Annotated in this window: 25 protein-coding genes and 2 pseudogenes; 16 read left to right on the forward strand and 11 right to left on the reverse strand. The window is 52.9% G+C overall.

The genetic code is table 11. The annotated features are described in order from the left end of the window. Positions 1-19: 19 nt before the first annotated feature. Both gppA and rhlB read right to left on the reverse strand, forming a co-directional pair. Positions 20-1,534, reverse strand: a complete 1,515-nt coding sequence (gene gppA / locus C7A19_RS06675; protein WP_077659758.1) for a guanosine-5'-triphosphate,3'-diphosphate diphosphatase — start codon at positions 1,532-1,534, stop codon at positions 20-22. Positions 1,535-1,564: 30 nt separating this feature from the next. Further along, positions 1,565-2,857 carry an ATP-dependent RNA helicase RhlB gene (gene rhlB, locus C7A19_RS06680; protein ID WP_069361798.1) on the reverse strand — a complete coding sequence of 431 codons (1,293 nt, stop codon included), beginning with the start codon at positions 2,855-2,857 and terminating at the stop codon, positions 1,565-1,567. 112 nt (positions 2,858-2,969) lie between these two features. Between rhlB and trxA the strand changes: the two genes are divergently transcribed. The 5 genes from trxA to fre all read left to right on the forward strand — a co-directional run bounded on the left by trxA (position 2,970) and on the right by fre (position 8,273). Next, entirely contained in the window at positions 2,970-3,296 is a 327-nt protein-coding gene (gene trxA / locus C7A19_RS06685) for a thioredoxin TrxA (RefSeq protein ID WP_021022211.1), read from the forward strand. 183 nt (positions 3,297-3,479) lie between these two features. Beyond that, positions 3,480-4,745, forward strand: a complete 1,266-nt coding sequence (gene rho / locus C7A19_RS06690) for a transcription termination factor Rho (protein WP_069361797.1) — start codon at positions 3,480-3,482, stop codon at positions 4,743-4,745. Positions 4,746-4,881: 136 nt separating this feature from the next. Further along, positions 4,882-5,901 (forward strand): hypothetical protein, encoded by a 1,020-nt coding sequence (locus C7A19_RS06695; RefSeq protein ID WP_116644506.1) that lies wholly within the window; start codon positions 4,882-4,884, stop codon positions 5,899-5,901. Between the two features lie 74 nt (positions 5,902-5,975). Next, the gene (gene ubiD, locus C7A19_RS06700; RefSeq protein ID WP_077652855.1) at positions 5,976-7,445 is read left to right on the forward strand and encodes a 4-hydroxy-3-polyprenylbenzoate decarboxylase; all 1,470 of its coding nucleotides are present in this window, start codon (positions 5,976-5,978) and stop codon (positions 7,443-7,445) included. A gap of 111 nt (positions 7,446-7,556) precedes the next feature. Then, on the forward strand, positions 7,557-8,273 hold the full coding sequence (fre, locus tag C7A19_RS06705; protein WP_069361794.1) for an NAD(P)H-flavin reductase: 717 nt from the start codon (positions 7,557-7,559) through the stop codon (positions 8,271-8,273). Between the two features lie 158 nt (positions 8,274-8,431). Here fre and C7A19_RS06710 read toward each other — a convergent pair whose 3' ends face one another. Then, the gene (locus C7A19_RS06710) at positions 8,432-9,331 is read right to left on the reverse strand and encodes a carboxylate/amino acid/amine transporter (protein ID WP_116644507.1); all 900 of its coding nucleotides are present in this window, start codon (positions 9,329-9,331) and stop codon (positions 8,432-8,434) included. 153 nt (positions 9,332-9,484) lie between these two features. Next, positions 9,485-9,910 (reverse strand): universal stress protein, encoded by a 426-nt coding sequence (locus C7A19_RS06715; protein WP_069361792.1) that lies wholly within the window; start codon positions 9,908-9,910, stop codon positions 9,485-9,487. A 221-nt stretch (positions 9,911-10,131) separates the two neighbouring features. Here C7A19_RS06715 and ftnA point away from each other — a divergent pair, with 221 nt between their 5' ends. The 5 genes from ftnA to C7A19_RS06740 all read left to right on the forward strand — a co-directional run bounded on the left by ftnA (position 10,132) and on the right by C7A19_RS06740 (position 15,666). Then, the gene (gene ftnA, locus C7A19_RS06720) at positions 10,132-10,662 is read left to right on the forward strand and encodes a non-heme ferritin (protein ID WP_046074610.1); all 531 of its coding nucleotides are present in this window, start codon (positions 10,132-10,134) and stop codon (positions 10,660-10,662) included. Between the two features lie 52 nt (positions 10,663-10,714). Beyond that, positions 10,715-11,062 carry a universal stress protein UspB gene (locus C7A19_RS06725; protein ID WP_069361791.1) on the forward strand — a complete coding sequence of 116 codons (348 nt, stop codon included), beginning with the start codon at positions 10,715-10,717 and terminating at the stop codon, positions 11,060-11,062. Positions 11,063-11,162: 100 nt separating this feature from the next. Then, the gene (locus C7A19_RS06730) at positions 11,163-12,284 is read left to right on the forward strand and encodes a mechanosensitive ion channel family protein (protein ID WP_116644508.1); all 1,122 of its coding nucleotides are present in this window, start codon (positions 11,163-11,165) and stop codon (positions 12,282-12,284) included. A gap of 76 nt (positions 12,285-12,360) precedes the next feature. Further along, positions 12,361-13,545 carry an NAD(P)/FAD-dependent oxidoreductase gene (locus tag C7A19_RS06735; protein WP_116644509.1) on the forward strand — a complete coding sequence of 395 codons (1,185 nt, stop codon included), beginning with the start codon at positions 12,361-12,363 and terminating at the stop codon, positions 13,543-13,545. 240 nt (positions 13,546-13,785) lie between these two features. Continuing rightward, positions 13,786-15,666: a methyl-accepting chemotaxis protein gene (locus C7A19_RS06740; RefSeq protein WP_116644510.1), complete on the forward strand. Its 1,881-nt coding sequence runs from the start codon at positions 13,786-13,788 to the stop codon at positions 15,664-15,666. Between the two features lie 56 nt (positions 15,667-15,722). Here the strand turns inward: C7A19_RS06740 and C7A19_RS06745 are convergent, their stop codons facing one another. Further along, positions 15,723-16,412: a DTW domain-containing protein gene (locus C7A19_RS06745; protein WP_077608798.1), complete on the reverse strand. Its 690-nt coding sequence runs from the start codon at positions 16,410-16,412 to the stop codon at positions 15,723-15,725. Positions 16,413-16,499: 87 nt separating this feature from the next. After that, on the reverse strand, positions 16,500-18,005 hold the full coding sequence (locus C7A19_RS06750) for a hypothetical protein (protein WP_116644511.1): 1,506 nt from the start codon (positions 18,003-18,005) through the stop codon (positions 16,500-16,502). Positions 18,006-18,100: 95 nt separating this feature from the next. Here C7A19_RS06750 and C7A19_RS06755 point away from each other — a divergent pair. Continuing rightward, positions 18,101-18,556: pseudogene (locus tag C7A19_RS06755) on the forward strand (EVE domain-containing protein). A gap of 47 nt (positions 18,557-18,603) precedes the next feature. Here the strand turns inward: C7A19_RS06755 and C7A19_RS06760 are convergent. The 3 genes from C7A19_RS06760 to C7A19_RS06770 all read right to left on the reverse strand — a co-directional run bounded on the left by C7A19_RS06760 (position 18,604) and on the right by C7A19_RS06770 (position 22,269). Continuing rightward, a complete protein-coding gene (locus C7A19_RS06760) occupies positions 18,604-19,413 on the reverse strand; it encodes a Cof-type HAD-IIB family hydrolase (RefSeq protein ID WP_069361785.1) in 810 nt (269 codons plus the stop codon). A gap of 101 nt (positions 19,414-19,514) precedes the next feature. Beyond that, entirely contained in the window at positions 19,515-20,534 is a 1,020-nt protein-coding gene (locus C7A19_RS06765) for an alpha/beta fold hydrolase (protein WP_116644512.1), read from the reverse strand. A gap of 136 nt (positions 20,535-20,670) precedes the next feature. Then, positions 20,671-22,269 carry an AbgT family transporter gene (locus C7A19_RS06770; protein ID WP_116644513.1) on the reverse strand — a complete coding sequence of 533 codons (1,599 nt, stop codon included), beginning with the start codon at positions 22,267-22,269 and terminating at the stop codon, positions 20,671-20,673. Between the two features lie 250 nt (positions 22,270-22,519). On the opposite strand from C7A19_RS06770, the gene C7A19_RS06775 reads away from it, so the two are divergent. The 4 genes from C7A19_RS06775 to C7A19_RS06790 all read left to right on the forward strand — a co-directional run bounded on the left by C7A19_RS06775 (position 22,520) and on the right by C7A19_RS06790 (position 25,111). Next, a complete protein-coding gene (locus C7A19_RS06775; RefSeq protein WP_116644514.1) occupies positions 22,520-23,530 on the forward strand; it encodes an acyltransferase in 1,011 nt (336 codons plus the stop codon). Positions 23,531-23,674: 144 nt separating this feature from the next. Next, entirely contained in the window at positions 23,675-24,034 is a 360-nt protein-coding gene (locus tag C7A19_RS06780; RefSeq protein ID WP_069361781.1) for a DUF4145 domain-containing protein, read from the forward strand. Between the two features lie 139 nt (positions 24,035-24,173). Beyond that, on the forward strand, positions 24,174-24,809 hold the full coding sequence (locus C7A19_RS06785; RefSeq protein ID WP_069361780.1) for a lysoplasmalogenase: 636 nt from the start codon (positions 24,174-24,176) through the stop codon (positions 24,807-24,809). Between the two features lie 2 nt (positions 24,810-24,811). Beyond that, positions 24,812-25,111, forward strand: coding sequence for a DUF2007 domain-containing protein (locus C7A19_RS06790; protein WP_069361779.1), 300 nt, complete (start codon positions 24,812-24,814; stop codon positions 25,109-25,111). Between the two features lie 3 nt (positions 25,112-25,114). On the opposite strand, the gene C7A19_RS06795 is transcribed toward C7A19_RS06790, so the two are convergent. Both C7A19_RS06795 and rsmD read right to left on the reverse strand, forming a co-directional pair. Then, entirely contained in the window at positions 25,115-25,381 is a 267-nt protein-coding gene (locus tag C7A19_RS06795) for a DUF1145 domain-containing protein (RefSeq protein WP_069361778.1), read from the reverse strand. A gap of 10 nt (positions 25,382-25,391) precedes the next feature. Continuing rightward, the gene (rsmD, locus tag C7A19_RS06800; protein WP_077485960.1) at positions 25,392-26,003 is read right to left on the reverse strand and encodes a 16S rRNA (guanine(966)-N(2))-methyltransferase RsmD; all 612 of its coding nucleotides are present in this window, start codon (positions 26,001-26,003) and stop codon (positions 25,392-25,394) included. Positions 26,004-26,090: 87 nt separating this feature from the next. On the opposite strand from rsmD, the pseudogene C7A19_RS06805 reads away from it, so the two are divergent. Next, positions 26,091-26,357, forward strand: a pseudogene (locus C7A19_RS06805) (hypothetical protein); the annotation flags it as partial.

A 26,357-nucleotide genomic window follows, 5' to 3' on the forward strand; every position in this document is an offset into this window, starting at 1 on the left:
TTTTTATTCACCGATAGGATTAGACGCGACGCTCGTCAGTGAGCACGACCAGGGGTAATCCAAGGCTTGATTGGCGCAGGGCTTCTTGCTCTAGCTCTGCGCGGAGCAAGGGGCTGGCCTCGAGCAGCGTGGTATCCAAGTGGAGGGTCAGGGCATCCTCCTCGGCGGTGAGCGCTATCATCGGTCGGACGCGGCTATCACGGCGATGGCATAAGATCACCGCAATTCGCAGTAGGCGCAACAGACGATTGGCGCTAGTGGTGGATAGCGCGTGCTGGCCATCAATCAACACCAATTGCTCTCGGTAGTAGCGGAGCAAGGTGGCGACTAATTGCTTCTGTGCTCGGGTGAAGCCGGGCAGGTCGAGATGGGTGATTAAATACGCGGCATGATCACCATCTTGCTTAAAGCCAATGCTTAAGCCAATCTCATGCACGCAGGCGGCAGCATGAAGCAAGCTTTTTGCTTCGGACTCTGGTACCCAGGATGTAGGACACTGGCTGAGCAGCTCGAGAGCGGTATCGGCGACATTAATACCGTGGGCTTCATCCAGCTGATAGCGGGATTGAATGCTGGCGATGGTACGGGCGCGAATATCACTGTGGCGCATCGCGGTCATCATTTCATAAACCAACCCCTCGCGCAGAGCCCCACCTGCTAAGGTCATGCGTGTCACCTCTAAACACTCGAAAATAGCGATCAGTATTGATAAACCGCTGGGAAAGACCAGTGCACGCTCTAAGGTCAAGCCTTCGATGTCCAGCGCGTCCATTTGCCCACAGGCAATGGCTTGATCGCGTAGCCGGTGAAGTTTCTCTAGCGTGATCACTTCATCCATGCCTTGGGTGACCATGATCTCTTGCAGTGCTTGCACGGTACCGCTGGCACCGACGCAGCAATCCCAACCGAGCGCACCATATTGCTCTATCAGCGGGGCTAATTCGGCTTTGGCGCCAGCAATCGCAGTATCGAAGGCGGATTGATTGAGCACCCGATCGGCAAAATAGTCTTCTAAAAAGGTGACACAGCCCATGTTGAGGCTTTGTAGCACGGTCGGCTCAAACTGCTCACCGATGATAAGCTCGGTGCTGGCACCACCGATGTCGACCACCAAGCGCTTGCCTGCTCCGCCAGAGGTATGCGCCACCCCTTGATAAATAGTCCGCGCCTCTTCTTCCCCGGAGATGATTTCAATCGGATGGCCAAGCAGGGTGTTGGCTTTCGCTAAAAACGCGTCGGCGTTACTGGCGCGGCGCAGGGCCGCGGTGGCGACGACACGAATGTTGTCTGCGTTGAAGTCTTGTAAACGCTCGGCGAACAAAGCTAAGCAATCCCAGCCACGCTGCATGGCTTCGTCGCTCAGCTGTTGTTGGTTGTCCATGCCAGCGGCAAGACGAACTTTTCGCTTAATTTTCGCGAGCGTTTGCACGCTACCCGCCACTTGGCGCACCACCAGCATATGAAAGCTGTTGGAGCCTAAATCAATCGCGGCGTACAGCGACGGGGTCGATGTGGGATGTCCGTGACCACTCATGATGCGCTCTGACCTATCTGTCGTGAAACCTTATGCCGACTTTTGTGGACGACGACGTTGGCGGTTACGGTTGTTTCCGCCCCCTTTATTGTTGTTACTGCGACGCTGCGTATTGGGACGCTTCGCCATTTTCTTAGGCGGTGGCAAATCTTTTAGCAGTGCACTGCGGTCGAACTCGCTAACCGGGATGCTGTGTTCGATGTACTCTTCGATCGCGGGCAGGTTTACCGCATAGTCTTCACAGGCAAAGCTAATGGAGCTGCCACTGGCACCCGCGCGCCCAGTACGGCCAATACGATGGACATAGTCTTGCGCGTCGTCTGGCAGATCATAATTAAACACATGGGTCACTTGCGGAATATGCAGCCCGCGCGCCGCGACATCGGTCGCTACTAGCAGATCCAACTCGCCATTAGTAAATTGCTCGAGGATTTTCACCCGTTTTTTCTGAGGCACGTCCCCGGTGAGCAAACCCACACGATGGTTATCGGCGGCTAAATGGGCCCAAATTGACTCGCAGCGATGCTTGGTGTTGGCAAAAATGATCGCGCGTTCAGGCCAGTCTTCTTCAATCAAGGTTTGCAGCAGCGGCATCTTTTCTTTGTTTGATGGCTGGAACAACTCTTCTTTGATGCGATGGCCAGTAATTTGCTCTGGCTCCACCACCACATGCTCTGGGTTGGTCATATGCTCGAAGGCCAGCTCTTGAACACGATACGACAAGGTCGCCGAAAACAGCATGTTCAAGCGTTGAGCGGGGGCGGGCATGCGGTTAAACAAAAAGCGAATGTCTTTGATAAAACCGAGATCAAACATACGATCAGCTTCATCGAGGACCACGGCTTGAATGCCATGCAAATCAATCACTTTCTTTTTGTAAAAATCAATGATTCGACCGCAAGTTCCGATTAAAATATCAACGCCTTGCTCAAGGGTCTGTTGCTGTTTGTCATAACCTTCGCCACCATAGGCGAGGCCTGCGCTGATCGACGTATTGGCTAGCAGCGGCTCAGCATCGTTATAGATCTGAATCGCTAATTCACGCGTAGGGGCTAATATGATGGCGCGCGGTTGATTCTTTTTACGCGATGCAGGGGCATCGGTGGTAAGGAGATGATGAAATGTCGCAGCCAGGAACGCCAGGGTTTTGCCTGTCCCCGTTTGCGCCTGCCCTGCAATGTCTTGGCCGGTGAGCAGGACCGGCAATGCCAAGGCTTGGATAGGGGTACATTGAGTAAACCCTTTGGCCTCCAAGCTTTTAAGAACATCGGCGTGCAAGCCGAGCTCGGCAAATTTCTGCTCTGTGATATGCGTCATTTTCATCCGGATAGAATATCAGCTTAGGCTTGCAATACGGAAGCGAATCCAGTCAAATAGTCCCATAATTTACTGGTCGCAATTTAGCCAGTAACAAAAACATGTATTGGAGTAGAAGATGAGCGACAAAATTATGCAGCTAACCGACGACAGCTTTGAAGCAGACGTTCTTAAAGCTGCAGGGCCTGTGTTGGTAGATTTTTGGGCAGAATGGTGTGGACCTTGCAAAATGATCGCGCCAATTCTGGACGAAATTGCTGAAGAATACGCAGGTAAAGTCACCATCGGAAAACTGAACATCGACCAGAACGCAGGTACACCGCCTAAGTTCGGCATCCGTGGTATCCCAACTCTGCTATTGTTTAAAGATGGCAGTGTAGCAGCAACGAAGGTTGGTGCAGTGTCAAAAACTCAGTTGAAAGAGTTTCTTGACGCCAACCTGTAATGCTAAAGTAATCGCCGCTGCCTCTCAGCGGCGGTTGTTTTTCTGCTAACTAGACGATACCCCATTTAGGTGCTACCTTATTGCACGGAATTTGTACTTCTGTTCATCTCTCGAACATACCACTGGTCTCGACACGCTAACTAATTTCAGACCTCAATTTTGACAAACAAGACACTCACCACTATGAATCTTACCGAACTGAAGACTCAACCCGTCTCGACGCTGGTTGCGCTTGGCGAAAGCATGGGACTTGAAAACCTGGCTCGCTTGCGTAAGCAGGACATCATTTTCTCGATCCTCAAACAGCACGCAAAAAGCGGTGAAGATATTTTCGGCAATGGCGTACTGGAAATTCTTCAAGACGGGTTTGGCTTCTTGCGCAGCGCAGACAGCTCGTATTTGGCCGGCCCAGATGACATCTATGTGTCGCCAAGCCAAATTCGCCGCTTTAACCTGCGCACAGGCGATACCATCGCGGGTAAAATTCGTCCCCCGAAAGACGGCGAGCGCTACTTCGCGCTATTGAAAGTTAACCAAGTTAACAGCGACAAACCAGACAACGCCCGCAGTAAAATCCTCTTCGAAAACTTAACGCCTTTGCACGCCAGCGAACGTATGGTGATGGAGCGCGGAAACGGCTCTACCGAAGACATCACTGCCCGTGTACTGGATTTAGCTTCGCCGATTGGTAAAGGCCAGCGCGGCTTGATTGTGGCACCGCCCAAAGCGGGTAAAACCATGCTGCTGCAAAACATTGCGCAAAGCATCGCGTTTAACCAGCCAGATTGTGAATTGATGGTGCTGTTGATTGACGAGCGTCCGGAAGAAGTGACCGAAATGCAGCGCCTAGTACAAGGCGAAGTGGTTGCCTCAACCTTTGACGAGCCGGCGAACCGCCACGTGCAAGTCGCCGAAATGGTGATTGAAAAAGCCAAGCGTTTGGTGGAGCACAAAAAAGACGTGGTTATCTTGCTCGACTCGATCACGCGTCTGGCGCGTGCTTACAACACGGTTGTGCCATCATCAGGCAAAGTATTGACTGGTGGTGTTGATGCCAACGCCTTGCACCGACCCAAGCGTTTCTTTGGTGCAGCGCGGAATGTAGAAGAAGGCGGCAGCCTGACCATCATTGCCACGGCGCTGGTAGACACGGGCTCGAAGATGGATGAAGTGATCTACGAAGAGTTTAAAGGCACGGGTAATATGGAACTGCACCTATCCCGTAAGATTGCTGAAAAACGTGTTTTCCCTGCCATTGATTTCACCCGCTCTGGTACCCGCCGTGAAGAGTTACTGACCAAGCCCGATGAGCTACAAAAAATGTGGATTCTGCGCAAAATAGTGCATCCAATGGGTGAGCTGGAAGGCATGGAATTCTTGATTGGTAAGTTGGCGATGTCCAAGACCAATAATGAGTTCTTTGATGCGATGCGTCGGCAAAACTCGTAACGTATGACGTAATAATGTTAAGCACTGCGCATTCGCAGTGCTTTTTTATTGCCCAGTTGATACTGAGCTCGCACAATCATTGTCATCAAGGAAAGGTGGCGCAGGACGCGTGGCACCGAAGATAGGATTGCAACGGATGGCAAGACGTTTTCGCATCAAGCTAGTCGGGATATGCCTGGGGATAGTGGGCTTTGCTTCCCCCACTGTTTTGGCATCCAATGCGCCAGCGGCCGATGGGCAAATCGTGGCGCAGCCTTTTATTGAGCAAGTGTTAGATAAAGCGAGTACGGCGGATGCGATGCGTACTGCCTTTACCCTCCAAGCCAAGGGCGATATCAATGCGCTTGAGTCACACATTCGCCAGCTTCCTCCTCTGACGCGTGAGGCAACCTTGTATCGGCTGCTCTCCTCACCATTGCGGCTTGATAACGACAAGTGGCGCGAGTATCTCGTGACCTTAAGTCAGCAGCAGCCACACTTTCTGTTACGTCACCAACAAGACGGCTATTGGGTGACCACGCCCGCATTCCACTACGCCGCCGCGGCGCGCAAGCAGCTTAATCGCTATCGTCAGCAGCAATTAACCCAAGAGCTAGGCATGCTATTAAGCTATCGCCAGCTAGTCATTGCTGATTGGGTTCACCCCGACCAACCCGATTATCGCCAACGTCGTGATGCCTTGGTAACCATGATCGCCGACTATGACGGTGATGGTTTAGCGTACTTAGCCGATCAGTACCTAAATGATCCGACCTTAATGTGGATGCCAGACAATGCGATTTTAGCCGCATTGGCGCAAGCCACTGAGCGTCCCGCGCTGTATGAAAGGTTATGGCGTCGAGGCACGGACTCGTATAGCCTCGCGGCCTTGCACGCGCTGCGCGCGCGCGGTACAGAACCCTTTGCACTGCAGCAGATGATGGCGGCGGCCGATAACCCCTCGTTGCGTGGACCTGCGATTCGCCAGCTGGCCAACTTATCGCCACTGCCTGCGCCGGTTGCCGATTTTCTGCAGACACAACTGTCGCTACGACAAGGCAACCAAGTGGCGCAGCTGCTGGTGGAGGCGGGTAAAGGTGATTGGTTGAGTAGCTTGCAAGACCAGTTAGGACCACTTGGGCAGCAGCACATTGCATCTGCGTTGTCGTCGCGCTAATGTCGAGCCTTTACCGATCCGGATACCGCTTAACTTGGTATCATAGAGGCGACCATTAACCCGTTGAGCCTGATATGAAACTTTCCGATCTGCGCGATTTTATTGACTACCTTGAAGCGCAAGGTGAGCTAAAACGCATTACCCAGCCGGTTGACCCCGATCTTGAGATGACCGAGATTTGCGACCGCACCCTACGAGCGGGCGGGCCGGCGCTGTTATTCGAAAACCCAGTGGGTTATGACATTCCGGTGCTGGCGAATCTATTTGGTACGCCTAAGCGTGTTGCCCTAGGCATGGGCCGAGAAGACGTGCTCGAGCTGCGTGACGTGGGCAAATTGCTTGCTTACCTCAAAGAGCCAGAGCCACCCAAAGGCTTTCGTGATGCCCTCGATAAACTGCCCGTGTTTCGGCAAGTGCTTAATATGCCGGCCAAAACCGTGCGTCGTCCGCGTTGCCAAGAGGTGGTACTGAGCGGCGATGAGGTCGATCTGGATAAGATTCCAGTGATGCGCTGCTGGCCCGGGGATGTCGCCCCCTTGCTGACCTGGGGGCTGACGATTACCCGCGGACCCAATAAAAAGCGGCAAAACCTCGGCATTTATCGTCAGCAAAAAATCGGCAAAAACAAAGTGATTATGCGCTGGTTGGCTCATCGCGGTGGCGCGTTAGATTTGCATGATTGGATGCAAACGCATCCCAATGAGCCTTTTCCGGTGACCGTGGCTTATGGCGCTGATCCTGCCACCATTCTAGGCGCGGTGACTCCCGTGCCGGATACCTTGTCGGAATACGCGTTTGCTGGCTTATTGCGGGGCAGTAAAACCGAAGTGGCTAAATGTATCAGCAACGACTTGGATGTACCGGCCAGTGCGGAAATCGTGATGGAAGGCTATATCGACCCCAATGAGTACGCGGACGAAGGCCCTTATGGCGACCATACCGGCTATTATAATGAGGTTGAGCGTCACCATGTGTTCACTGTGACGCATCTGACCATGCGCAAAAAGCCGATTTATCATAGCACTTACACGGGGCGTCCACCGGATGAGCCCGCGGTACTGGGCGTGGCGCTGAACGAAGTCTTTGTGCCGATTTTGCAAAAGCAGTTCCCAGAGATTGTCGACTTTTATCTGCCGCCTGAGGGCTGCTCGTACCGCATGGCGGTGGTGACCATGAAAAAACAATACCCCGGTCACGCCAAGCGGGTGATGATGGGAGTGTGGTCCTTCTTGCGTCAGTTCATGTACACCAAGTTTGTGATAGTGTGTGACGACGACGTCAACGCGCGTGATTGGAATGACGTGATCTGGGCGATTACTACGCGTATGGATCCGTCGCGCGATACCGTGATGGTGGACAATACCCCTATCGACTCACTCGACTTTGCCTCGCCTGTAGTGGGGCTGGGCTCGAAAATGGGCCTCGATGCCACCAATAAATGGCAAGGAGAAACCGACCGCGAGTGGGGCACACCGATTGCGAAAGACCCAGAGATCGTCGCACGTGTCGACGCGATTTGGGACGAATTAGGGATCTTAGACTAATCCTATTGGAATGCGCTAGCATTCACCGTTAACGATAAAACACAGCCAAGGCGGTAGTGATGCCGCCTCTTATAACCTCATCGGCTGTAGCAAAACGAACAGAGGAACAGAATGTCGATACTATGTGAAGTGACAGCCGTTGAGCCGTTGGCATGTCACACCTACCGCATTGTCCTGAAGCCACAGCAGGCGGTAAGCTACCAGCCAGGGCAATACGTGATGGCGGTGATGGGCGAAAAAGATAAACGCCCGTTTTCGCTGGCGAGTAGCCCATGTCGTGAAGATGGTGCCGAACTCGAGCTACATGTCGGTGCGGCGGACGAAAATCCGTTTGCCTTGGAAGTGGTAGAAAAAGCCAAAGCCGTGCTTGAAAGCGGTGAAGCGAGCTTTGAAATCACTGAACCGGCCGGTGATGCCTGGTTGCGTGAGAGTCATCGCCCCTTATTGTTGATTGCCGGCGGTACCGGGTTTTCTTACGTGCGCAGCATGGTCGATCACTGTATTAGCCAAGGAATACAGTCTCCAATCTTTATTTATTGGGGCGCCCGTACCCCTTGTCAGCTCTATGCTCATGACGAGCTGCAAGCTCTGGCTGAGTCACACAATAATATTACCTTCATGCCCGTGGTAGAGCAGGCCGAAGGTGAGTGGCGCGGCAAAGTAGGCAATGTGTTAGAAGCGGTGATGGAAGATTTTGTTAGCCTCGGCGCTTATGACATCTACATCGCGGGCCGTTTTGAAATGGCCGGTGTTGCACGCGACATGTTCTGCAAAGAACGGGGCGTGAGCCGCGATCACCTTTACTCAGACGCGTTTGCCTTTATCTGAGTGAGTCTTCGCTCTCGGGAAAGTAAACAGGCAGGGACTTCCCTGCCTGTTTTGCATTTGGGTGACTAAGGCTTTGGGACGGCCCACCGTGGGACGGCCTACCGTGGAGCGGGCTATCGCTTGGCGACACCCCGCTGGGCGGCATTCCGCGGGGCGGCCTACCGCTGGGCGGCACCCCGTTGGGCGGCATTCCGCTGGGTCTCGACACGGCGCTTGACCCAGGTTTGGTTAAACCACAGCGCGGCTAAAATCAGTACCCCGCCACTGAGTAAGGGCAGCAGATCCGCATCGCGGTTCCAGATCAATACATTGACCACAATCCCGGCTGGAATTAAAGCGTTGTTCATCACCGCGAGCGCCCCCGCATTGACCAGCGTCGCGCCTTTATTCCAAAAGAAATAGCCCAGCCCTGAGGCGATGGTGCCTAGATAAATTAATACGCCCCACTGGGTGGGTGTCGTGGGTAGCTTGTCACTGTTGCCGAGCAAGGCGAAAGCCAGCACGCCCACCACTAAAGCGCCAAGATAGAACCAACCGAATACTGCATGTTGAGGCAGCTGAGTTTGCTCTTTCTCAAGCAGGTACTTGTAACCGACTTGGCCAATCGCAAAGCAAAGGTTCGCCCCTTGTACCACCAAAAAGCCGATTAAAAAGTCAGGATTGACGGTGGCATAGCGGATCACCACGGCACCGAGCACCGCCATCGCGGCGGTGAGCAGATACCAAGCGCTAAACTGGCGTTTTAAGGCATCGTAAATCAAGGTGACGTAAAGCGGGGTAAAGACGGTAAACAGCAGCACCTCTGGCACCGACAAAAATAAAAAGGACTGATAGAAAAAGCAGTACATAATGCCGAGTTGAAAGGCGCCGACCAGCATCAGCTTGGCGGCAAACGCTGGTTTTACTTGGCGAGGGCGTAAAAAGGGCAAAAACACCAATCCAGCCAATACAATACGCATCAACACAGAAAAATAACTGTCCACTTGGCCGGCGAGATACACGCCAATCAGGCTAAATGAAAAGGCCCACAGCAGTGTGACGCCGCTAAGATACCCCATGACTTCGGTTCCTTCGATATCGTAAATAAAAAGGCAGTGTACCGTTTCATCGCGGGGACGCAATCGGTTCGTCTTGGTGGGGATAAGAGAGAAAGCAATGATGACAGCAAGAAGGCGGCATCACCGCCTTCACAAGTAAGAGAGGCGGTGCAGCTAGTCGCGGATAGGCACCATCAACAAATCGACCGGTGTTTTATTGAGTAATTGCTTGGTGGAGGACAGCAGCGAGCTCCAAAAGTCTTGGTGGTGGCCGACCACGACCAGATCAATGCCCATGTTTTGAATCGACTCCGTGATTTCTTCGGCAAGATCGCCACTGCTGACCAAGGTATGTGTCACCGAGCTTTGCGCATCACTGGCCAGTTGATTCAGTTTTTGCTGCGCCTCTTCAATCACACGATTACGCGATTCGACCAAGTTGATGTCGATGAGCCCGGTGTAAAGCTCGGCGTAATTGACGTCGATGTGTACCAAAGAGAGCTGAGCGTCGAGGGCACAGGCTAAGACATCGGCTTTCTTGAGCAGGCGTTCACTATCATCTGATAAATCAACCGCAACCAAAATATGCTTGTATGACATAGAGTTATCCTTTTTATACGAGGCTGTCATCGCAGTTTAGCGAGCTTGCGTATAAAAAACAGTCACTGTGATCGCATTCCGATCAACAATTCGACGATGACACGAGTCATAAATTCGATACAAGACTCGGTATCGATGCCGTTAGTCGGCGTGATCCGCTTGAAAACCAACGTGCTGCTGGTCAGAATGGCAGCTAACCCCAAATAAAGAGGATGTTTTATATGCTAGCACCTGCCATGGTTGACAGGCTCAATGAGCAGATCAATTTGGAGTTTTTCTCATCAAATCTATACTTACAAATGAGCGCTTGGTGTGAGGATCAAGGCTTCGAAGGAGCCGCGCGATTCCTGCATAAGCACGCACAAGAAGAGATGCAGCATATGCAGCGCCTGTTTACTTACGTCAGTGAGACAGGGGCAATGCCTATTTTGGGTTCGATTGATGCACCGCGTCACGAATTTGCATCACTGGGCGAAGTGTTTCGTGAAACCTATCAGCACGAGCGCTTGATTACGGAAAAGATTAACAGCTTGGCGCACGTTGCGTTTACCACGCAAGATTATTCAACTTTTAACTTCTTGCAGTGGTATGTAGCGGAGCAGCATGAAGAAGAGAAGCTGTTTAAAGGCATACTCGATAAGATCGAGTTAGTCGGCGAAGATGGCAAGGCGCTGTTCTTTATCGACAAAGACTTGGCATCGATGGCAGTTGAAGAGTCTACGTCAGTGATGGATGGCTCAGCAGGGCAGTAATCGACTTACCTCTCCCTCTGAGCGCTATCCGGCGTAGCGGAGGGAGAGGTCTATGAACGGTGATATCCTGATCATGGCGGTATTTACTGTCATGTTAGTCAATTTCGCGCGCTACCTATCTTCATTGCGTGCACTGGTTGTGATGTTACGCGACGCCAATCCGCTGCTTTATCAGCAAATCTGTCGTGGCGATAACAACTTTTTCTCACTCTCACCCCAAGGCGATATCTCTCGGCAAAAACGCTTGTACCAGTACATTCGTAGTCAGGAGTATCTGCATCATCACGATGAAGTATTCGTGGGAAAATGCAACAAAGTACGCCACTTGTTCATCCTTAACGCTGCGTTGTCTGGTGCCTTGCTCGCGACCTTTTTTCTCGTCGCTTTTGCGGGCTGGTAAGCGGACGCCAATAATTTCGACAAAATGCTGACCGAGGTCAGCATTTTTTTTGTTAGTCTGACAAGCATAAACGCCTAGACACCGTAATCGTGAGGGAAGCATGCAAAGCCTAATCCAATGGTGGCAATCACTCTATCAAGCCGCCGCGTGGGACTGGATCTCAGATATTGTCATTTTGATGGGGCTTGGAGCCGTCGCCTGGGCGCTATGGCGTGTGTTGATGGGGCGCTTAAAGGCACTGGCAGAGCGCACGCAAACACGTTGGGATGATGTGCTGTGGCCCGCGATTGATACGCCATTTTCCCTCTTAATCTGGGGCTGGCCTGCGTTTCATGCGCTAGAAATTTTTCTTGATAATACCGCGGGTCACTTGAATTTAAGCTGGGTGAGTGTGATCAAAGAACTGCTGGTCGTGTTCTTATTGATCTGGTTTTTGCTCCGATTGGTCAACAGTGGAGAGCAGCTGCTATTTGACGAAGGGCGCCGTGATCACACCACGATTAATGCCATTGGCAACGTCTTACGCGCACTCGCCGTCTGCATTGGCGTGATTACGCTGCTACAAAGCCTGGGTGTCAGTGTCTCCGGGTTACTCACGGTTGGTGGTGTGGGGGGCTTAATTGTCGGTCTTGCCGCCAAAGATTTGCTTTCCAACTTCTTCGGCGGGGTGATGATCTACTTTGATCGCCCATTTAAAGTCGGTGACTGGGTGCGCTCCCCTGATCGCAACATTGAGGGCACGGTGGAGAAAATTGGTATTCGCATGACAGTGGTTCGCACCTTTGATTTGCGCCCTTTATACGTGCCCAACTCGGTATTTAGCAACGTGGTGGTGGAAAACCCCTCGCGGATGTTGAACCGTCGGATTTACGAAAACATTGGGCTGCGTTATCAAGACGCCGATAAAATGAGCGCGGTGATTGATGATGTGTATGCCATGCTTGAGTCTCACCCAGACATTGAAACGCGACAAACCCTGATAGTGAATTTCAACAGCTTTGGCCCACACTCGCTCGATTTCTTTATTTACACCTTCACCAAAACGGTCAACTGGCAGCGTTACCATCAGGTAAAACAAGACGTGTTATTAAATGTGATTGAAATTATTCATCAGCACGGTGCGGATATTGCCTTCCCAACCCGTACGTTGCATATGGACCCTAGTATGATTGAGCAAAACGCAGGTGCCATGATGGCACCGCCTGACGCGCAGACGCGTTAAATCGCGCTTGCCGCTCACGTGCGGGCTGCTACAATGCCGCTCCCACAGGGTGAGCAGAGAATAAACAGGTAAGCGTGTGACTGAGTATGATGTAATTGTGATTGGCGCCGGTGCGGCAGGATTGATGTGTGCGGCACAAGCCGGCCAACGTGGCCGCCGCGTTTTGGTGGTGGACCATGCCAAAAAGCCGGGCCGCAAGATCCTGATCTCAGGCGGCGGACGCTGCAATTTCACCAACTATGACGTCACCGCCAATAACTTCTTGTGTGAAAATCCGCACTTCGTCAAATCCGCATTGGCGCAATACAGCCAATGGGACTTTATTGGTCTGGTGGCCACCCATGGCGTGGCCTATCACGAGCGTGACCACGGCCAGCTATTTTGTGATGACAGCGCTAAAGATATCGTTAACCTGCTCTTGGCTGAATGCGACCAAGCCAGCATCAGTCAACGCTATCGCTGCGAAGTGCATGATATCGAACAAGAAGAAGCCGGCTTTCGCCTTAAACTCAATGGCGAGCCGGTGCGCTGCCAGTCGTTGGTGGTCGCCACGGGCGGCCTGTCGATGCCCAAGCTCGGTGCCACGCCCTTTGGTTACCAGCTTGCCGAACAATTTGGTTTAAAGGTACTGCCCACCCGCGCTGCCTTGGTGCCGTATACCTTGCACCAAGAAGACAAAACCCGCTTTGCCGATATTTCCGGGGTGTCGGTGCCGTGTTCGATCACCACCGAGTCTGGGGTGTGCTTTAGCGAGAACCTGCTCTTTACCCATCGCGGCTTATCAGGGCCGGCGGTCTTGCAAACCTCCTCGTTTTGGCAGCCGGGTGAAGCGGTCACCATCGATTTACTCCCCAGTGAGTCGCTAAAAGAGGTGCTGGTGGCGATGCGTGATAAGCACCCTAACCAAACCTTAAAAACCGCACTGTCTCGCCTATTCCCCAAACGCTTGGTCGAGGTCTTGATTGCGCGAGATAGCTTGCCGGATAAACCGCTCAAGCAGCTCGATGACAAGCAGCTTGATAGGCTTCATCACTACTTTCACCAGTGGTCTATTGCGCCAAACGGCACCGAAGGTTACCGCACCGCAGAAGTGACGCTTGGCGGGGTAGATACCCACGCAATTTCCTCGAAAACCCTTGAAGCGCGAGATATCCCCGGCCTGTATTTTATCGGTGAAGTGCTTGATGTCACCGGCTGGCTCGGCGGCTATAACTTCCAATGGGCCTGGAGCTCCGGCTGGGTCGCCGGGCAGTATGTGTGATCTTGATTCTAAATATTCTCTAGTTGACTGTTTTTTGTCTAAAAAATAGCAATCTTTCTTGCGCGCTGTTACATTAGCGCGCGCTTGCCATGTCGGATAAAAACTATCCGGCGCTGTGAACCCGCGATGCACTGGATGGGCTCGCGGTACCCTAGGGACGGGGTGACGGCTGTTCACTATTGCTACCTCGGTTATCGGGGAGTTTGGAATTAACCTGTCGTTGCTTTGAGAGCCGTTCCCATGCAGTTATCACTAAAACAAAAATTAATTGGGGCATGCTTATCTGCTGTATTGCTGATGGCCGCCTTTCTCACCTGGCTTGCGGTAAGCCAAATTCAAGCCCAAACCCAGTCGAGCATCTATAGCCGCGTCAGTGGTATCGCCGATGCGGCGACTGAATCGATCAGCGGTTGGGTGCAAATCCGTGCTGATATCACCAGTGCCTTTACCGATTACACCAGCAGTAGCCGTCGTGTGAGTTATTTGCAGCAAGCGCGCGAGGCCGGTGGGTTTGACGATATCTACTTTGGTACCCCAAAAGGTGCCATGTATCGCTCGCGCCCAGAGCGTAACCGCGATGACTATGACCCTCGCGTCCGTCCGTGGTACAAGCAAGCGGTGAGTGCAGGTAGCCCGATTATTACCACCGCCTACAGTGATGCGATTACCGGTGCGATGCTGGTGACCTTGGCCGAGCCGGTGCGTCGTAATGGCGAATTGATCGGTGTAGTGGGCGCAGATGTGTTGATTGACCAGCTGATCCGTGACGTGACTCAATTAAACGTGGGCAAAAATGCGAACGCGATGTTGTTAGGCGCCGATGGCACCTTCCTTGCCCACAAAGACAAAGCGCGCCTGCTAAAACCGTATCGCAGCCTGTCTCCTGAGCTGAATGAAAACCGCGTGCGTCAGGCGTTGGCACAGCAATCGCTAGTAGAATTGCCTGTCGATGGCGTTGATAAGCTGTTTTATTTTGCCTCGGTTCCTAACACCGATTGGGTATTGGCGATTGAGCTGGATAAGCGCACTGAATACGCTAGCCAGGGTGATGCCTTGTTCGATCTTATACTGACAGCCCTCGTTATCACCTTGCTGGTGGCCGGTGCCGTGACGTGGTTGATGCACGTGTTGTTCCGTGATTTGCTCAATGTGTCCGCCGCGTTAGAAGAAATTGCCTCCGGTGAAGGGGACTTAACCCAGCGCCTTGAGCCACACAGCAATGATGAAATTGGCAAACTTGCCAACAATTTCAACCGCTTTGTCGGTAACATGCACACCATGGTGTCACACTTACGTCAGCTGTCTGGCTCGCTCAAGCAACAAGCCGAGCTGACCGCGGCACAAGCCGAAGAGCGCTCCACTCGGATTGGTCATCAGCAAGATGAAATCAATATGGTGGCGACCGCTATCCATGAAATGGCCTCGGCGACCCAAGATATTGCCGGCAATGCCGATAACACCGCGCGCACCGCCCAAGAGACCGAAAGCGTCGCCAACGATGGCGGCCAGCAAGTGGAGCAAAGTAAGGACTCGATCACCGAGCTTGCCCGTGAAGTGGAAGCGGCGACCGGTGTGATTGGTGAGCTGGATCAGCATGCGCACAGCATCACTAGCATCTTGTCGACCATTCAAGAAGTGGCCGAACAAACTAACCTGCTGGCGTTGAATGCCGCGATTGAAGCAGCACGCGCCGGTGAGCATGGCCGTGGTTTTGCGGTAGTGGCTGATGAGGTACGGATATTGAGCCAGCGTACTCATGCTTCAACCACCGAAATTCAGCAGATGATTGATACCTTGCAGCAGGCAACCGGTCGCGCGGTGACCATGATGCAAGATAGCCAGCAACGTGCGCATGCCAGTGTGGACGATGCCAGCGCGGCGAACGAAAGCTTGAGCCAGATTGTCGCAGCGGTGAGCCAGATTAGCGACATGGCCACCCAAATTGCTTCGGCAGCGGAAGAGCAATCGAGCGTCACCGCGGAGATCACCCGTAATTCAGAAGGCATTCGCGATGTGTCCAATGAGCTATCGACCGAAGCGGATGAAGCCGCGCGTCAAGCCGCGACGTTATCCGAGCTTTCTCATAGCCTTGAGCAAGAGATCAGCCGCTTTAAGCTGTAGCCCATAAACGACTTAAACGCCGAGCATGGCAGTGCGCTGTGCTCGGCGTTTTTTGTTCATTCTTTTGGGGGCAGCATCTTTGGGGCGGCGAGCGGTGTGGTGTGATGGTGGCGATCGGCCTCGTAGCTCTTCATAAAGTGGACCAGAAAATGGTCCAGCTGCGTGGCGGCGTTCACGTCGCCTTGGCTTCGTAGTAATGCACTCACCGCTTCACTGGTACACAAGTGTCCCGGTGGTTGGTTGCGCCTGAGTGTATATTGTGAGGCCGCAGTCGACGGCAAACTGACCCGCGGCAGACGATGGAGCCACGGGCTTTTATTGAGCATTTTTTGCGCCTGCTGCCAAGTCGCATCCAGCACCACAAACTGTAACGGCGCGCGAGGCGCTTTGGTGGCGGCTAACGCCTCCGCGCAAGAGACTGACCCATCCGCGCAAGAGACAGACCGAACCGCGTCAGCAAATAGCCTATCTGCCGGGATAGCATCATCACTGGGAAACAACAACCAAGGTGACACATCACCGCGCGCCCAGCTGTCGAGCAAGGCTTGCGGTGGTTGCTTGCGTTGCCAAATTTCGATTTTCGTGTCGGGCAGCGCCGCTTTAACCAGTTTGCCGGTGTTGGATTGGCGCGCCGCTTCGTTTTCGTGCATCACCAGCACGCATTGCAATTGGCTTTCCAGCGGCCAATAGCAGTGACAGATACAGTGATAGGTAAAACCGCATTGGCGGCAGGGCGAACGGGCCATCAGACTCTCCTCAAGGTGTCAGGTTGCTATTGTGCGCAAGTCCGACAAGGAATGCGAGCTCACGTGCCACGGTCGCGCGCGTCTACGTTATTCTTCTCCCAATACCGCCCCTTGCTGGGTGGCATAGATGCCATCGGCAAATAAGGCGGTGTCTGAGCCATCCGGTTTGGGCGCGCGAGGCGCAGTGCTGGGGTTAAGTGGATAACGCTGCCCATCAAATCGCATCACATGGTGGCCTGCCGGCGCACCACCGCCACCGACCGGCACGATTAGATCATGCCAACCCTGGCTTTGGTTGCGTGCTAATAAAAGCGGCACATGCACCAGTGTCATGCGGCTATTAAACTGCCAGCCTTGCGCGTCGCCTTTAAACACCAATAAGGTGCAGCCGCCACTGCCACAGCTGTCGGTCAAGACCAACAGCTCAGGCTGCCCGTCTTGATTGAGATCGTGGGTGAGCCAGCGATAGGTGAGTGGGCCGGTTTGGCCGTTATCGCTGAGGTAGTCTTTGAGTGCTTGCTCAACGCGCGGGTTTTTCTCGGCGCTGCCTTTAATGCCGGTTTGGTTTGATACGTTCACGGCATCCCCGACTTTGAGCCTCAGCGTTAAGCCGTCATGACCTAATGAGTAGGTATTGCCATTAAAGGTTTCCTCGGAGGCGGTGAGGGTAAACCCGTTACGTGTATATATGCGCTCAGACACCACCATTTGCTCACCACTGCGAGTAGTGAGCACTTGCACTTGATTGTCCCCGATCGGCTGCCAAATCCCGGTTTCTTTGGTCACCGCTTCCCCTTGTGGGTGGTAGCTGGTGATGGCGCTATGATCGGGCAGCAAGGTCAGTTGTGTGGTCAGTGTCGGTTGGCCGGGCGACTGGCTGGTACCTTGGTATTCGCCCGCCCAATGCTGACTGGTATCCACTGACGGCAAGATCGCACACCCTTGGTAAGTGCCTTTCGCTGTTTTTAAACGTGCTTGCCAGCCATAGAGGGTGTTAGCGCTTTGTTGGCAGCCTTGCGCGCTAAGCGTTAAAGCGGCTTGTTGGGCTCGGAATTGTGCTTGCTCTTGGCTCATGCTTTGTCCGCTGAGCGGGCGCTCTTGTGAGTCTTGCTCGCTTTCCCAAGCGAGGTGTCCTTGACCGACGGCCGCCGACCAGGTGGTCGGGGTCTGTCCTTCCGCCAACAAGGTATTACGCGGTTGCGCGCATCCCTCTAGTTCGCTGGTGAGCATATTTAAGCGTGTCATGGTCACCGCAGCGGGGTAATCAGCACTGTATCCGCGGCGTGACACCGGCGTAAAGTAGCCCTCAAATTCACTGTATACCGGCCCGGCCTGCTGGGATAAGGTTGCGCGTTGATCGGCAGTTAAATCCAGCCAATATTGCTTTTGACTGCCGCACGGCGTGAAGCTGGCTGTTTCGGGACTGACAGCGATTTGGCCGGTTTGCATAAAAGGCTGCGGCGTATGAACCAGACCCGTGTCAACTTTATCGCTACGATGCCCAAGCTCTACGGGGCCCGAAGGACTGCTGCTGCAAGCTGCGAGGGTCAGCATACTGACCGACGCGATAATAAGAGGGCGAAAAGATGGCACGAAAAACTCCTTGTACTGAGCGAAAAAGAGAGGCTTGCGCCTGGATTACGGGCAGGGCAAGATTGCCGCCATCATCCGGTTAAGAGCAAGCTAGCATGAGTTATTGGTTATTTAAAACAGAGCCAGATACCTTTTCGATAGACACACTAAAGTAGCAAAAGGTTTCATGTTGGGAGGGCGTGCGCAATTACCAGGCACGCAATATGTTGCGTGATGAGGTAAGCGTTGGCGATGAAGTGTTGATTTATCACTCCTCATGCAAACACGTTGGTGTGGTGGGGATCGCCACCGTCGTGCGCGCGTGTTACCCCGATCATACTCAGTTTGAGCCACAAAGCGGCTACTTTGATCCGAAAGCCACGCCTGAGACACCGCGTTGGTTTATGGTGGATGTGGCATATCAGCGTCATCTGCCACTGATTAAGTTGGCTGAAATGAAGCAAAACCCGGCACTGTCTGAGATGCCGTTGGTGAAAAAAGGTAACCGACTGAGTGTGATGCCGGTTACCACAGCGCAATGGCAGGCAATCTTGGCGATGGCGGGGGAATAGTGCATCGCTATCAGACGCCTGTTGGCTCACGGTGAGAGCCAGGTCGCTTATAAAAGGGAGTCTAATAGGTGCGCTTTCAAATAGCGCGCTACCGCTTCATCAGCGTGACTACCAATAATGGCTTTATCTGAGAGGGTGGATTTGACACGTGCTTGGGCGGTGGCCATCACCAAGCCTTGCCCAGCGGCGCGCAACATTTCCACATCGTTCATGCCATCACCAAAGGCGATACAGTCGGCCAAGTTGAGCTGATGACGACGTGCCACTTCCTCTAACGCCGCGCCTTTGGACACGCCATTACCCATGACTTCCAAGCAGAATGGCGTCGAAAATGCCACGCTGATGCTCTCGCCATACTGGGACAAAAACTGGTGTTCGTATTTGAGTAAGTGGTCGTGATCGTGGCGAATAAAGAAAATCTTCGCGATGTTATCGACCGGTGGGTTGTCGACATCAAACTCCTGGGCGTTAAAGCCAGAGTCTTTATGATAGCGGGCGAGCTCTTCATCCATTTTGCTCAGCAGCCAGTCATTATCGCGATACAGATGAATAGTGACGGTCGGATCTTGTTTCACCTCATTGATGAGGTTGGCAACAATCTCAGGGTCAACATTGTGTTGGAATACCAAATTGTCATCGCTGTCATGCACGCGTGCGCCATTGGAGGTGATCATGTATGCAGGAATGCCGACGGTCTCACGAATGCTAGCCACGTCAACATGATGACGCCCGGTGGCAAATACAAAGTGGATGCCTTGCTGATGCAGTTGTTCCAACACCTGTTTGGTATAGGGTGCGATACTGTGCTCTGGGGTGAGCAGGGTACCATCGAGATCAGAAGCGACGAGTTTGTACATCATGTCCTCATTAGTTAGGCGATCACAATCACAGTATGTTTGAGTCTACTGCAACTGACGACGGCGAAAAAGGGAACCTTCTCACTGTTCGATTTCCGCTTTTAACGTTGGCACTGAGTTTGAAAAAAACCATCGATGGCCGTGAATGCTGCTTGGCGATGTGTATCGGTTTCAAACAAGATTTCGTGCCGCGCACCTTGGAAAAACTGCCATTGACTCGGCTGATTGGCTTGCCGGCGTAAAAAATGGAACTCGGCCATGGCGGGATTAGACACAATCTGTTCGCCGCCGGCTTGGCAAATAAGTATCGGGGTCGCCAATTGGGGGGCGATGACTAAGCAGTGCTGGGCCGCTCCCATGCCCTCGGCAATCCAGCGCGCACTTGGCCCGCCGATTTGCAACTGGGGCTGATTGATGTAGAGCTGACGAAACCAGGCGTAGCGTGCTCGAGAATGGGTTAAGCGGTTTTGCTCAAACGGCACATGGCGATAACCCACTTGGCCGGGCCCAAAGCGAGGTGGATGCTGATAGCGCGCTAACGAGCGGCATAGCCAAGGCGCGATACGCCCAAGCCAAGGATTCACTTGCACGCCAAACATCGGTGCGGTCATCGCAAGCCCGTCTATGGCATGGGGAAATTGGTGCGCATAGAGTGTGGCGATGGCCCCGCCCATGGAGTGGGCGAGCATCAATGTTTGGTCGTATTGCCGATGCGCGGCAATAAATTGCATAAAAGTCGCTAGATCAGTGACATAGTCGTCAAAGCGTTCGACATGACCCAGATCGCGCGGTTTGATCACGAGCCGCTCGGACAACCCTTGGCCGCGGTGATCAAAGCTGTAGACGTCATAGCCCATCTGAAAGAGGTCATAAAAGATCTCTTGATACTTCATCACGCTTTCTATGCGGCCATTGACCACCACGACTGCCCGCGTGTTCTGCGGATGGGTAAAGCTGCACCAGTGCAAACGCAACCCGCCCTCACCGTGGAAGTAGCCTTGTTCACGCTGTTGCCAAAAAGGTGTTATCTGGTGTTTAAATGCATCGCTCAGCACTGCTTCACGGGCGAGAGAGTGCGCATCAAAAGCCGGCTGATCCTGACTGTCGGCGAGATCTGTCATCTTGGTTTACCATCACTGAGATAGACTTACTATAACCGTCTTGAGGGATGGATGAAAATGACACTTGTGGGAAAAGCGCCGCGGCAAAAAGAAAAGGCAAGCGCGAGCGCTTGCCTTAACACCGAATAACGATAAGTTACTGGTTGAAGTTGTAGTAGGTTTCTGCGCCAGGGCCAACGGGTAGACCGAGCACGAACACCCATACGTAGAATAGGATGCTCCATCCGACCATAAATATCATCGAATAAGGCAACATGGTGGCAATCAAGGTACCAATCCCCAGATTTTTCACATAGCGACACGCCACCGCCAAAATCAGCCCGAAGTAACTCATCATCGGGGTAATGATGTTGGTCACTGAATCGCCAATCCGGTAGGCCGATTGAATCGTCTCTGGGGCATACCCGACCAGCATTAACATCGGCACAAAGATCGGGGCAGTGATGGCCCACTGCGCGGATGCTGAGCCGACCGAGAGGTTAATCAGGCCACACATCAAGATGAATGCAAAGAACAACGCTGGCCCTGTTAAACCGATGGTTTGCAGGAAGTCAGCACCGCCGACGGCAATCACTTGGCCAAAATTAGTCCATTTAAAGAAGGCCACAAATTGCGCGGCGAAGAACACCAGCACGATATACATGCCCATGGCGCTCATCGACTTAGACATCGAATCAATCACGTCGCGATCGTTATTGATGGTGCCGACGGTGCGGCCAAACACGATACCTGGGACGGCAAAGAACACCATGATAAAGGCCACAATGCCTTTCAAAAACGGCGAGCCTGCCACTTCATTAGTCTCGGGGTGACGCAGTGGCCCCCACTCAGGGACGATGGTAAGCGCTAAAATACCGCTGACAATCAGCACCGCAATCCCGGCATTGCGCAAGCCGCGTTTCTCGTCATCATTCAGCTTGCTCGCGGAGGCGGCGGCGACATCTTCAGAGGCTTGGCTGTGGTCATAATGGCCCAGCTTAGGCTCAACAATCTTATCGGTGATCCACGCGCCCACAATGGCAATGAAGAAGGTAGAAATGAACATAAAGTACCAGTTCATTTCAGGCCCAACGCTGTAATCCGGGTCAATCATCTGCGCGGCTGACTCGGTGATCCCTGAGAGCAAAGGGTCGACAGTTCCCAACAATAAATTGGCTGAATAGCCGCCGGATACACCCGCAAACGCGGCGGCAAGCCCGGCTAATGGATGGCGGCCTAATGAGTGGAAAATCATCGCCGCAAGCGGGATTAACACCACATAACCAAGCTCTGAAGCCGTATTCGAGATAATACCGGCGAACACGATGGTAAAGGTCACGGTGCGACGCGACGCGCCCATCACCAGACCGCGCATCGAAGCGGAAAGCAGCCCGGAGTGCTCTGCGACTGACACACCGAGCATGGCGACTAGCACGGTGCCGAGTGGGGCAAAGCCGGTAAAGTTTTTCACCAAATTGGTGACGATCATTTGCAAGCCTTCGGCGTTGAGCAGGCTTTGCACATAAATCATGCCATCGGCCGCGCGCCCTTTGGCACCCTCTGGGCGGGGGTCGGCGACAGACACATCAAAGTAGCCAGCAATACCCGAGGCGAGCAGGATAGCGACACAGAAAAGCGCGAATAAAGTCACTGGATGAGGGAGCAGGTTACCGAGCCACTCGACGGTATCGAGAAAGCGCGTAAACAGTGTGCGCTTGTGCGGCCCACCTTGTTGCTCAGTGGTACTTGAGTGCATGGGATTGGTCTCCTTGGTTGTACTGCATTTCCCGTCTATGGGAAAAGGAGGCCGAATGTTAATTGTTTTTTAACTTAAATAGCAAGATTAAAAGCTGGTTATTAAGGTTAAAACGCGATCTGTGTGCTGCTGATTAACTTAAAAAATAACATATTTGACTGGATAATGACTTTAACGGACATCATTTGACGGGAAGTTGGCGTATGATGGATGGGTGCTCGAATCGGTAACGGGTTAAAAGTGTTAACAAATGCAACAGACTAAAACACAGACACATATTGATTACCTCGACATATTGCGTGTCCTCGCCGCTTTTTTCGTGGTGGCGATTCATGTACTCGGTCCGTATCGGTTTCAAATCGGTGATATCGCGCTGAGTGATTGGGCCATCGCGGTGGGGCTAAACAGTGCGAGTCGCTGGGCAGTGCCGATTTTTATCATGATCTCGGGCTTACTGTTGCTCTCGTCGACGCGCCCTTTCAGTTTGCGCCATTTTATCCGCCGCCGCGTGGTTAAGGTGGTGGTGCCCTTTTTGGTGTGGTCGTTGGCTTTTGCGTGCCTGTCTGGACTGACGCCGGATGGTTTTTCGTGGCAGACCGTCGTTCAAACACTCGAGGCGGCGCCTGATCATGAAACCTATTATCACCTCGGTTTTTTTTACTATTACATTCCGCTGCTACTTTGGGTGCCCTTGCTGCGTCCGTTAGTGCCACGCTTACCGCCATGGTCAGTGGCGTTGGTTGGCATGGCGTGGATAGGCGTCACCGCTTGGTATTTAACCGGCGCGCATGGCTGGTGGCGGAATGATTTTATCCTGTACGGCGGTTACTTATGGCTCGGCTATTGGCTGCACCAAGCGCCACGTGCGTTGTCACTGTGGTGGGGGCTGGGCCTGTTGGCGTTGGGGATGACCGAGTATCACGTGTTGACCACCAGTGTTACGCATCAACAATATATTACCGAGGGGTGGCTGTCGTATACCACGGTTAATACGGTACTGATCAGTGCTGCCTTGTTTCTGGCGGTGAGGCAATGGCGAGCGGGGAAAGCAACCCCATCGTGGTTGGCGACCTTAAGTCGTTATAGTCTCGGGATCTACCTGATTCACCCAGTGTTTCTCTGGCCCGTGCGTGCTTATTGGCCCACCTTATCGCCCGCACTGGTTTGGATCCCCTTACTGACGCTGTATGCCTTTGCGGGGGCGGCGTTGACCACTGCTGTACTCCAGCGTTATCGCGCCACCGCGTGGTTGGTGCCATAAATGATGACACTTTTGACGACAAGGGCGGTCATAACTGATTGAATATAGGATGACAGGATCAGATCGCAATCATGAAGCCTGAAGCCCCTAAATGGTATAAAAACCACCATACTTATAAGGTGGGAGCCGGTAAGGAGAGAGACCATGGATGACGTCGCAGTGGTAATTAAGCACAGTAAGCGCCTAGAAAGCTTGCTGCGTGAGCACTATCACGCCGAAGGGAAAGGGCTTCATCAGCTTATCGACAGTAGCCAAAAACGCCTGCCGCATGAGGTGATCAAGAAATTGCGCTTTGTGGCGACGATTCGTAATAAGGTCGTTCATGAAGAGGGTTACGAAGTGGACGATATACGTGAATTTATATCGGTGAGCAAATATTGTGAGTCAGAATTAGTGCCGCGAAGCAACCGATTGATTTGGCGGCTTGCCGCGGGGCTTATCCTGCTGTTTACCGCGGGGGCAATTGGTTTTTACGCGCAAGTGTGGCCGCAGTGGAGTGGTTAGCTAACCATAATGATCGGTTGTCACCTCACGGTTAACGTTACGATTTTTTTAAACTGGATCTTGTTCTCATCAAGGGACGCTGGACATCTCCGCCAGCCTGCCTAGACTTGGCGTCCTTGTCTTGAAAGGAATGATACTCATGTGGAGCTGGTTCGCTGTCTGTTGTTCTGGACTGCTGCATATCTCCGCAGCCTACCGGGGCCCGCGTTGGCAGTTTTATCTGTTTAAACCGCTGACTATTGTGATGCTAATGGCGATAGTGGGCACTCACATTAGCGCCTCTCATTATGCGCAATGGGTGTTCGTCGCGTTGTTGTTTTCCGTGGTGGGTGATGTCTTTTTAATGCTCCCTAAAGACAGATTTGTGCAGGGGTTAACCAGCTTTTTGCTCGCCCATCTTGTCTATATCTTCGCGTTTTGGGCACAGTTTGATGGCCATATGGTGTGGTGGTTGCCCGCTATGCTATCGGGACTGGGCATTATCGTCTTTCTTTTACTGCTCCCAAACTTAGGCCAGCTCGCGCTGCCTGTGGCCGTGTATATTGCCGTGATCACCCAGATGGTATGGGCGGCGGGTGAATATTGGCTGAATACCCACTCGCCCGCGGCGGCGCTCGCACTGGCTGGCGCTATCTGTTTTATGGTGTCAGATACGGTGCTGGCGTTTGTCCGATTTAAAGGTGAATTTCGCCCTGCACAAGCGATGGTGATGTCGAGTTACTTTTTCGCGCAAGCACTGATCAGTGCCTCGGTGGTGATCGCTCAAGGAGGGTGAGGATGGAAAAAGTCTATCAAGCGATGAATACACTGGAGGCCCATAGCCTAAAAGGCCTGTTAGCCAGCCACCATATTGATTGTGTATTGAAAGGCGAAGCGTTAAGTGCAGCAGTGGGCGAGTTACCCGCCGATGTGCAAGGTGTGACCTTATGGGTTGCCCCAGAAAACGTCGCTCAAGCAAGGCAACTACTGCAGGCGTATGAAGCGCAAAGCGAGACGCACTGGGTATGCGAGCACTGTGGGGAAGAGAACGCCGGCAGTTTTGAACTATGCTGGCAATGCCAGCATAGTCGTGAGTGAGGGCTACATCATATGCTTGCGGCGAATATCGAGCAGCGCAAAAATCCCAAAAATTAGGATTGACCACTTTTCCCAGCGGCTCATGGCAATTTTATCGCCAAACGCCCCCAAAAAAATCAGCATTTGTAGCCCGTGCATGACCAGCAAAAAACCCGTCATAATATAAAGTGCCATGGCGGCCACACCCGGAAACGGATGGACAATATTGGCAATCAATACGAGCCACACAAAGGCGATGGCGGCTTTGGCGAGTAAAATTAATCCTTTCATTGCGTTTCTCTTATGCCTTGTCGTTGAAATAGAGACGGAAGTTGACTTGTCCAGCACGCTTTTCACGGTGGCAGTGCCAGCTTCCTGGGACGTGATAGTCATCCAGCTCACTCTCCGCTTCAACGTAAATACATGCCCCAGGTGCGAGCCATCCGTTGTTTTCTAGCGCAGCCAAGGTGTCGTTAAGCAACCCTTGATGAAACGGGGGATCGACGAAGACCACATCGAATGGGCCGTTTTTCGGCGGGGTCGCGAGAAGCGCTAGGGCATCGGTGCTGTCTACTTGCGCATTCTCTGCGCCAAGCTGCGCGAGGTTATCTCGCAGTTGCTTGGCTGCCGCGGGGTTTTTTTCGCAAAACTGCGTCCAAGCGGCGCCGCGAGAGAGGGACTCAAAGCCCAATCCGCCACTGCCAGCAAACACATCCAGACAGCGTGCCCCCGGTAAATAGGGTGCCAGCCAATTAAACACGGTTTCTTTTACCCGGTCGGTCGTCGGGCGTAACCCTTGCGCATCTTGCACCACAAGCTTACGGCCACGCCAGCGGCCAGCAATAATACGAACAGACCCAGCTCCCCGAGAGGCGTGAGCCGATGAAGATTTGCGGTTGGCGCGTTTAACCATAGATTTTTTGACCGTAAAGAAGGTGATAGACTATGTCGATTCGGTATTGAGTCGCTGATTGTATCAAGCATGCTTTAGGATTTGCCAATGGCAGAAAAAAAGAAACGTGGATTTATGTCATGGTTGGGTTTGGGTCGGAAAAAAGACCAGACACAGCCTGAACCAGAACAAGCGTCGCCAACGACTGCGTCAGACGGGGCGGAAGAGACGGCAGAGTCAACCACATCGGTAGAAACACCGATTGATGAGGCGAGCCCGCAACAATCGCAAGAAACCCTTGCATCTGATAGCGAAAGCGAAGCCAATACCGTGCCAGAGCCAGAGCCAGAGCCAGAGCCAGAGCCAGAGCCAGAG

This window comes from Salinivibrio sp. HTSP, from assembly GCF_003390965.1.
GTDB lineage: Bacteria > Pseudomonadota > Gammaproteobacteria > Enterobacterales > Vibrionaceae > Salinivibrio > Salinivibrio kushneri.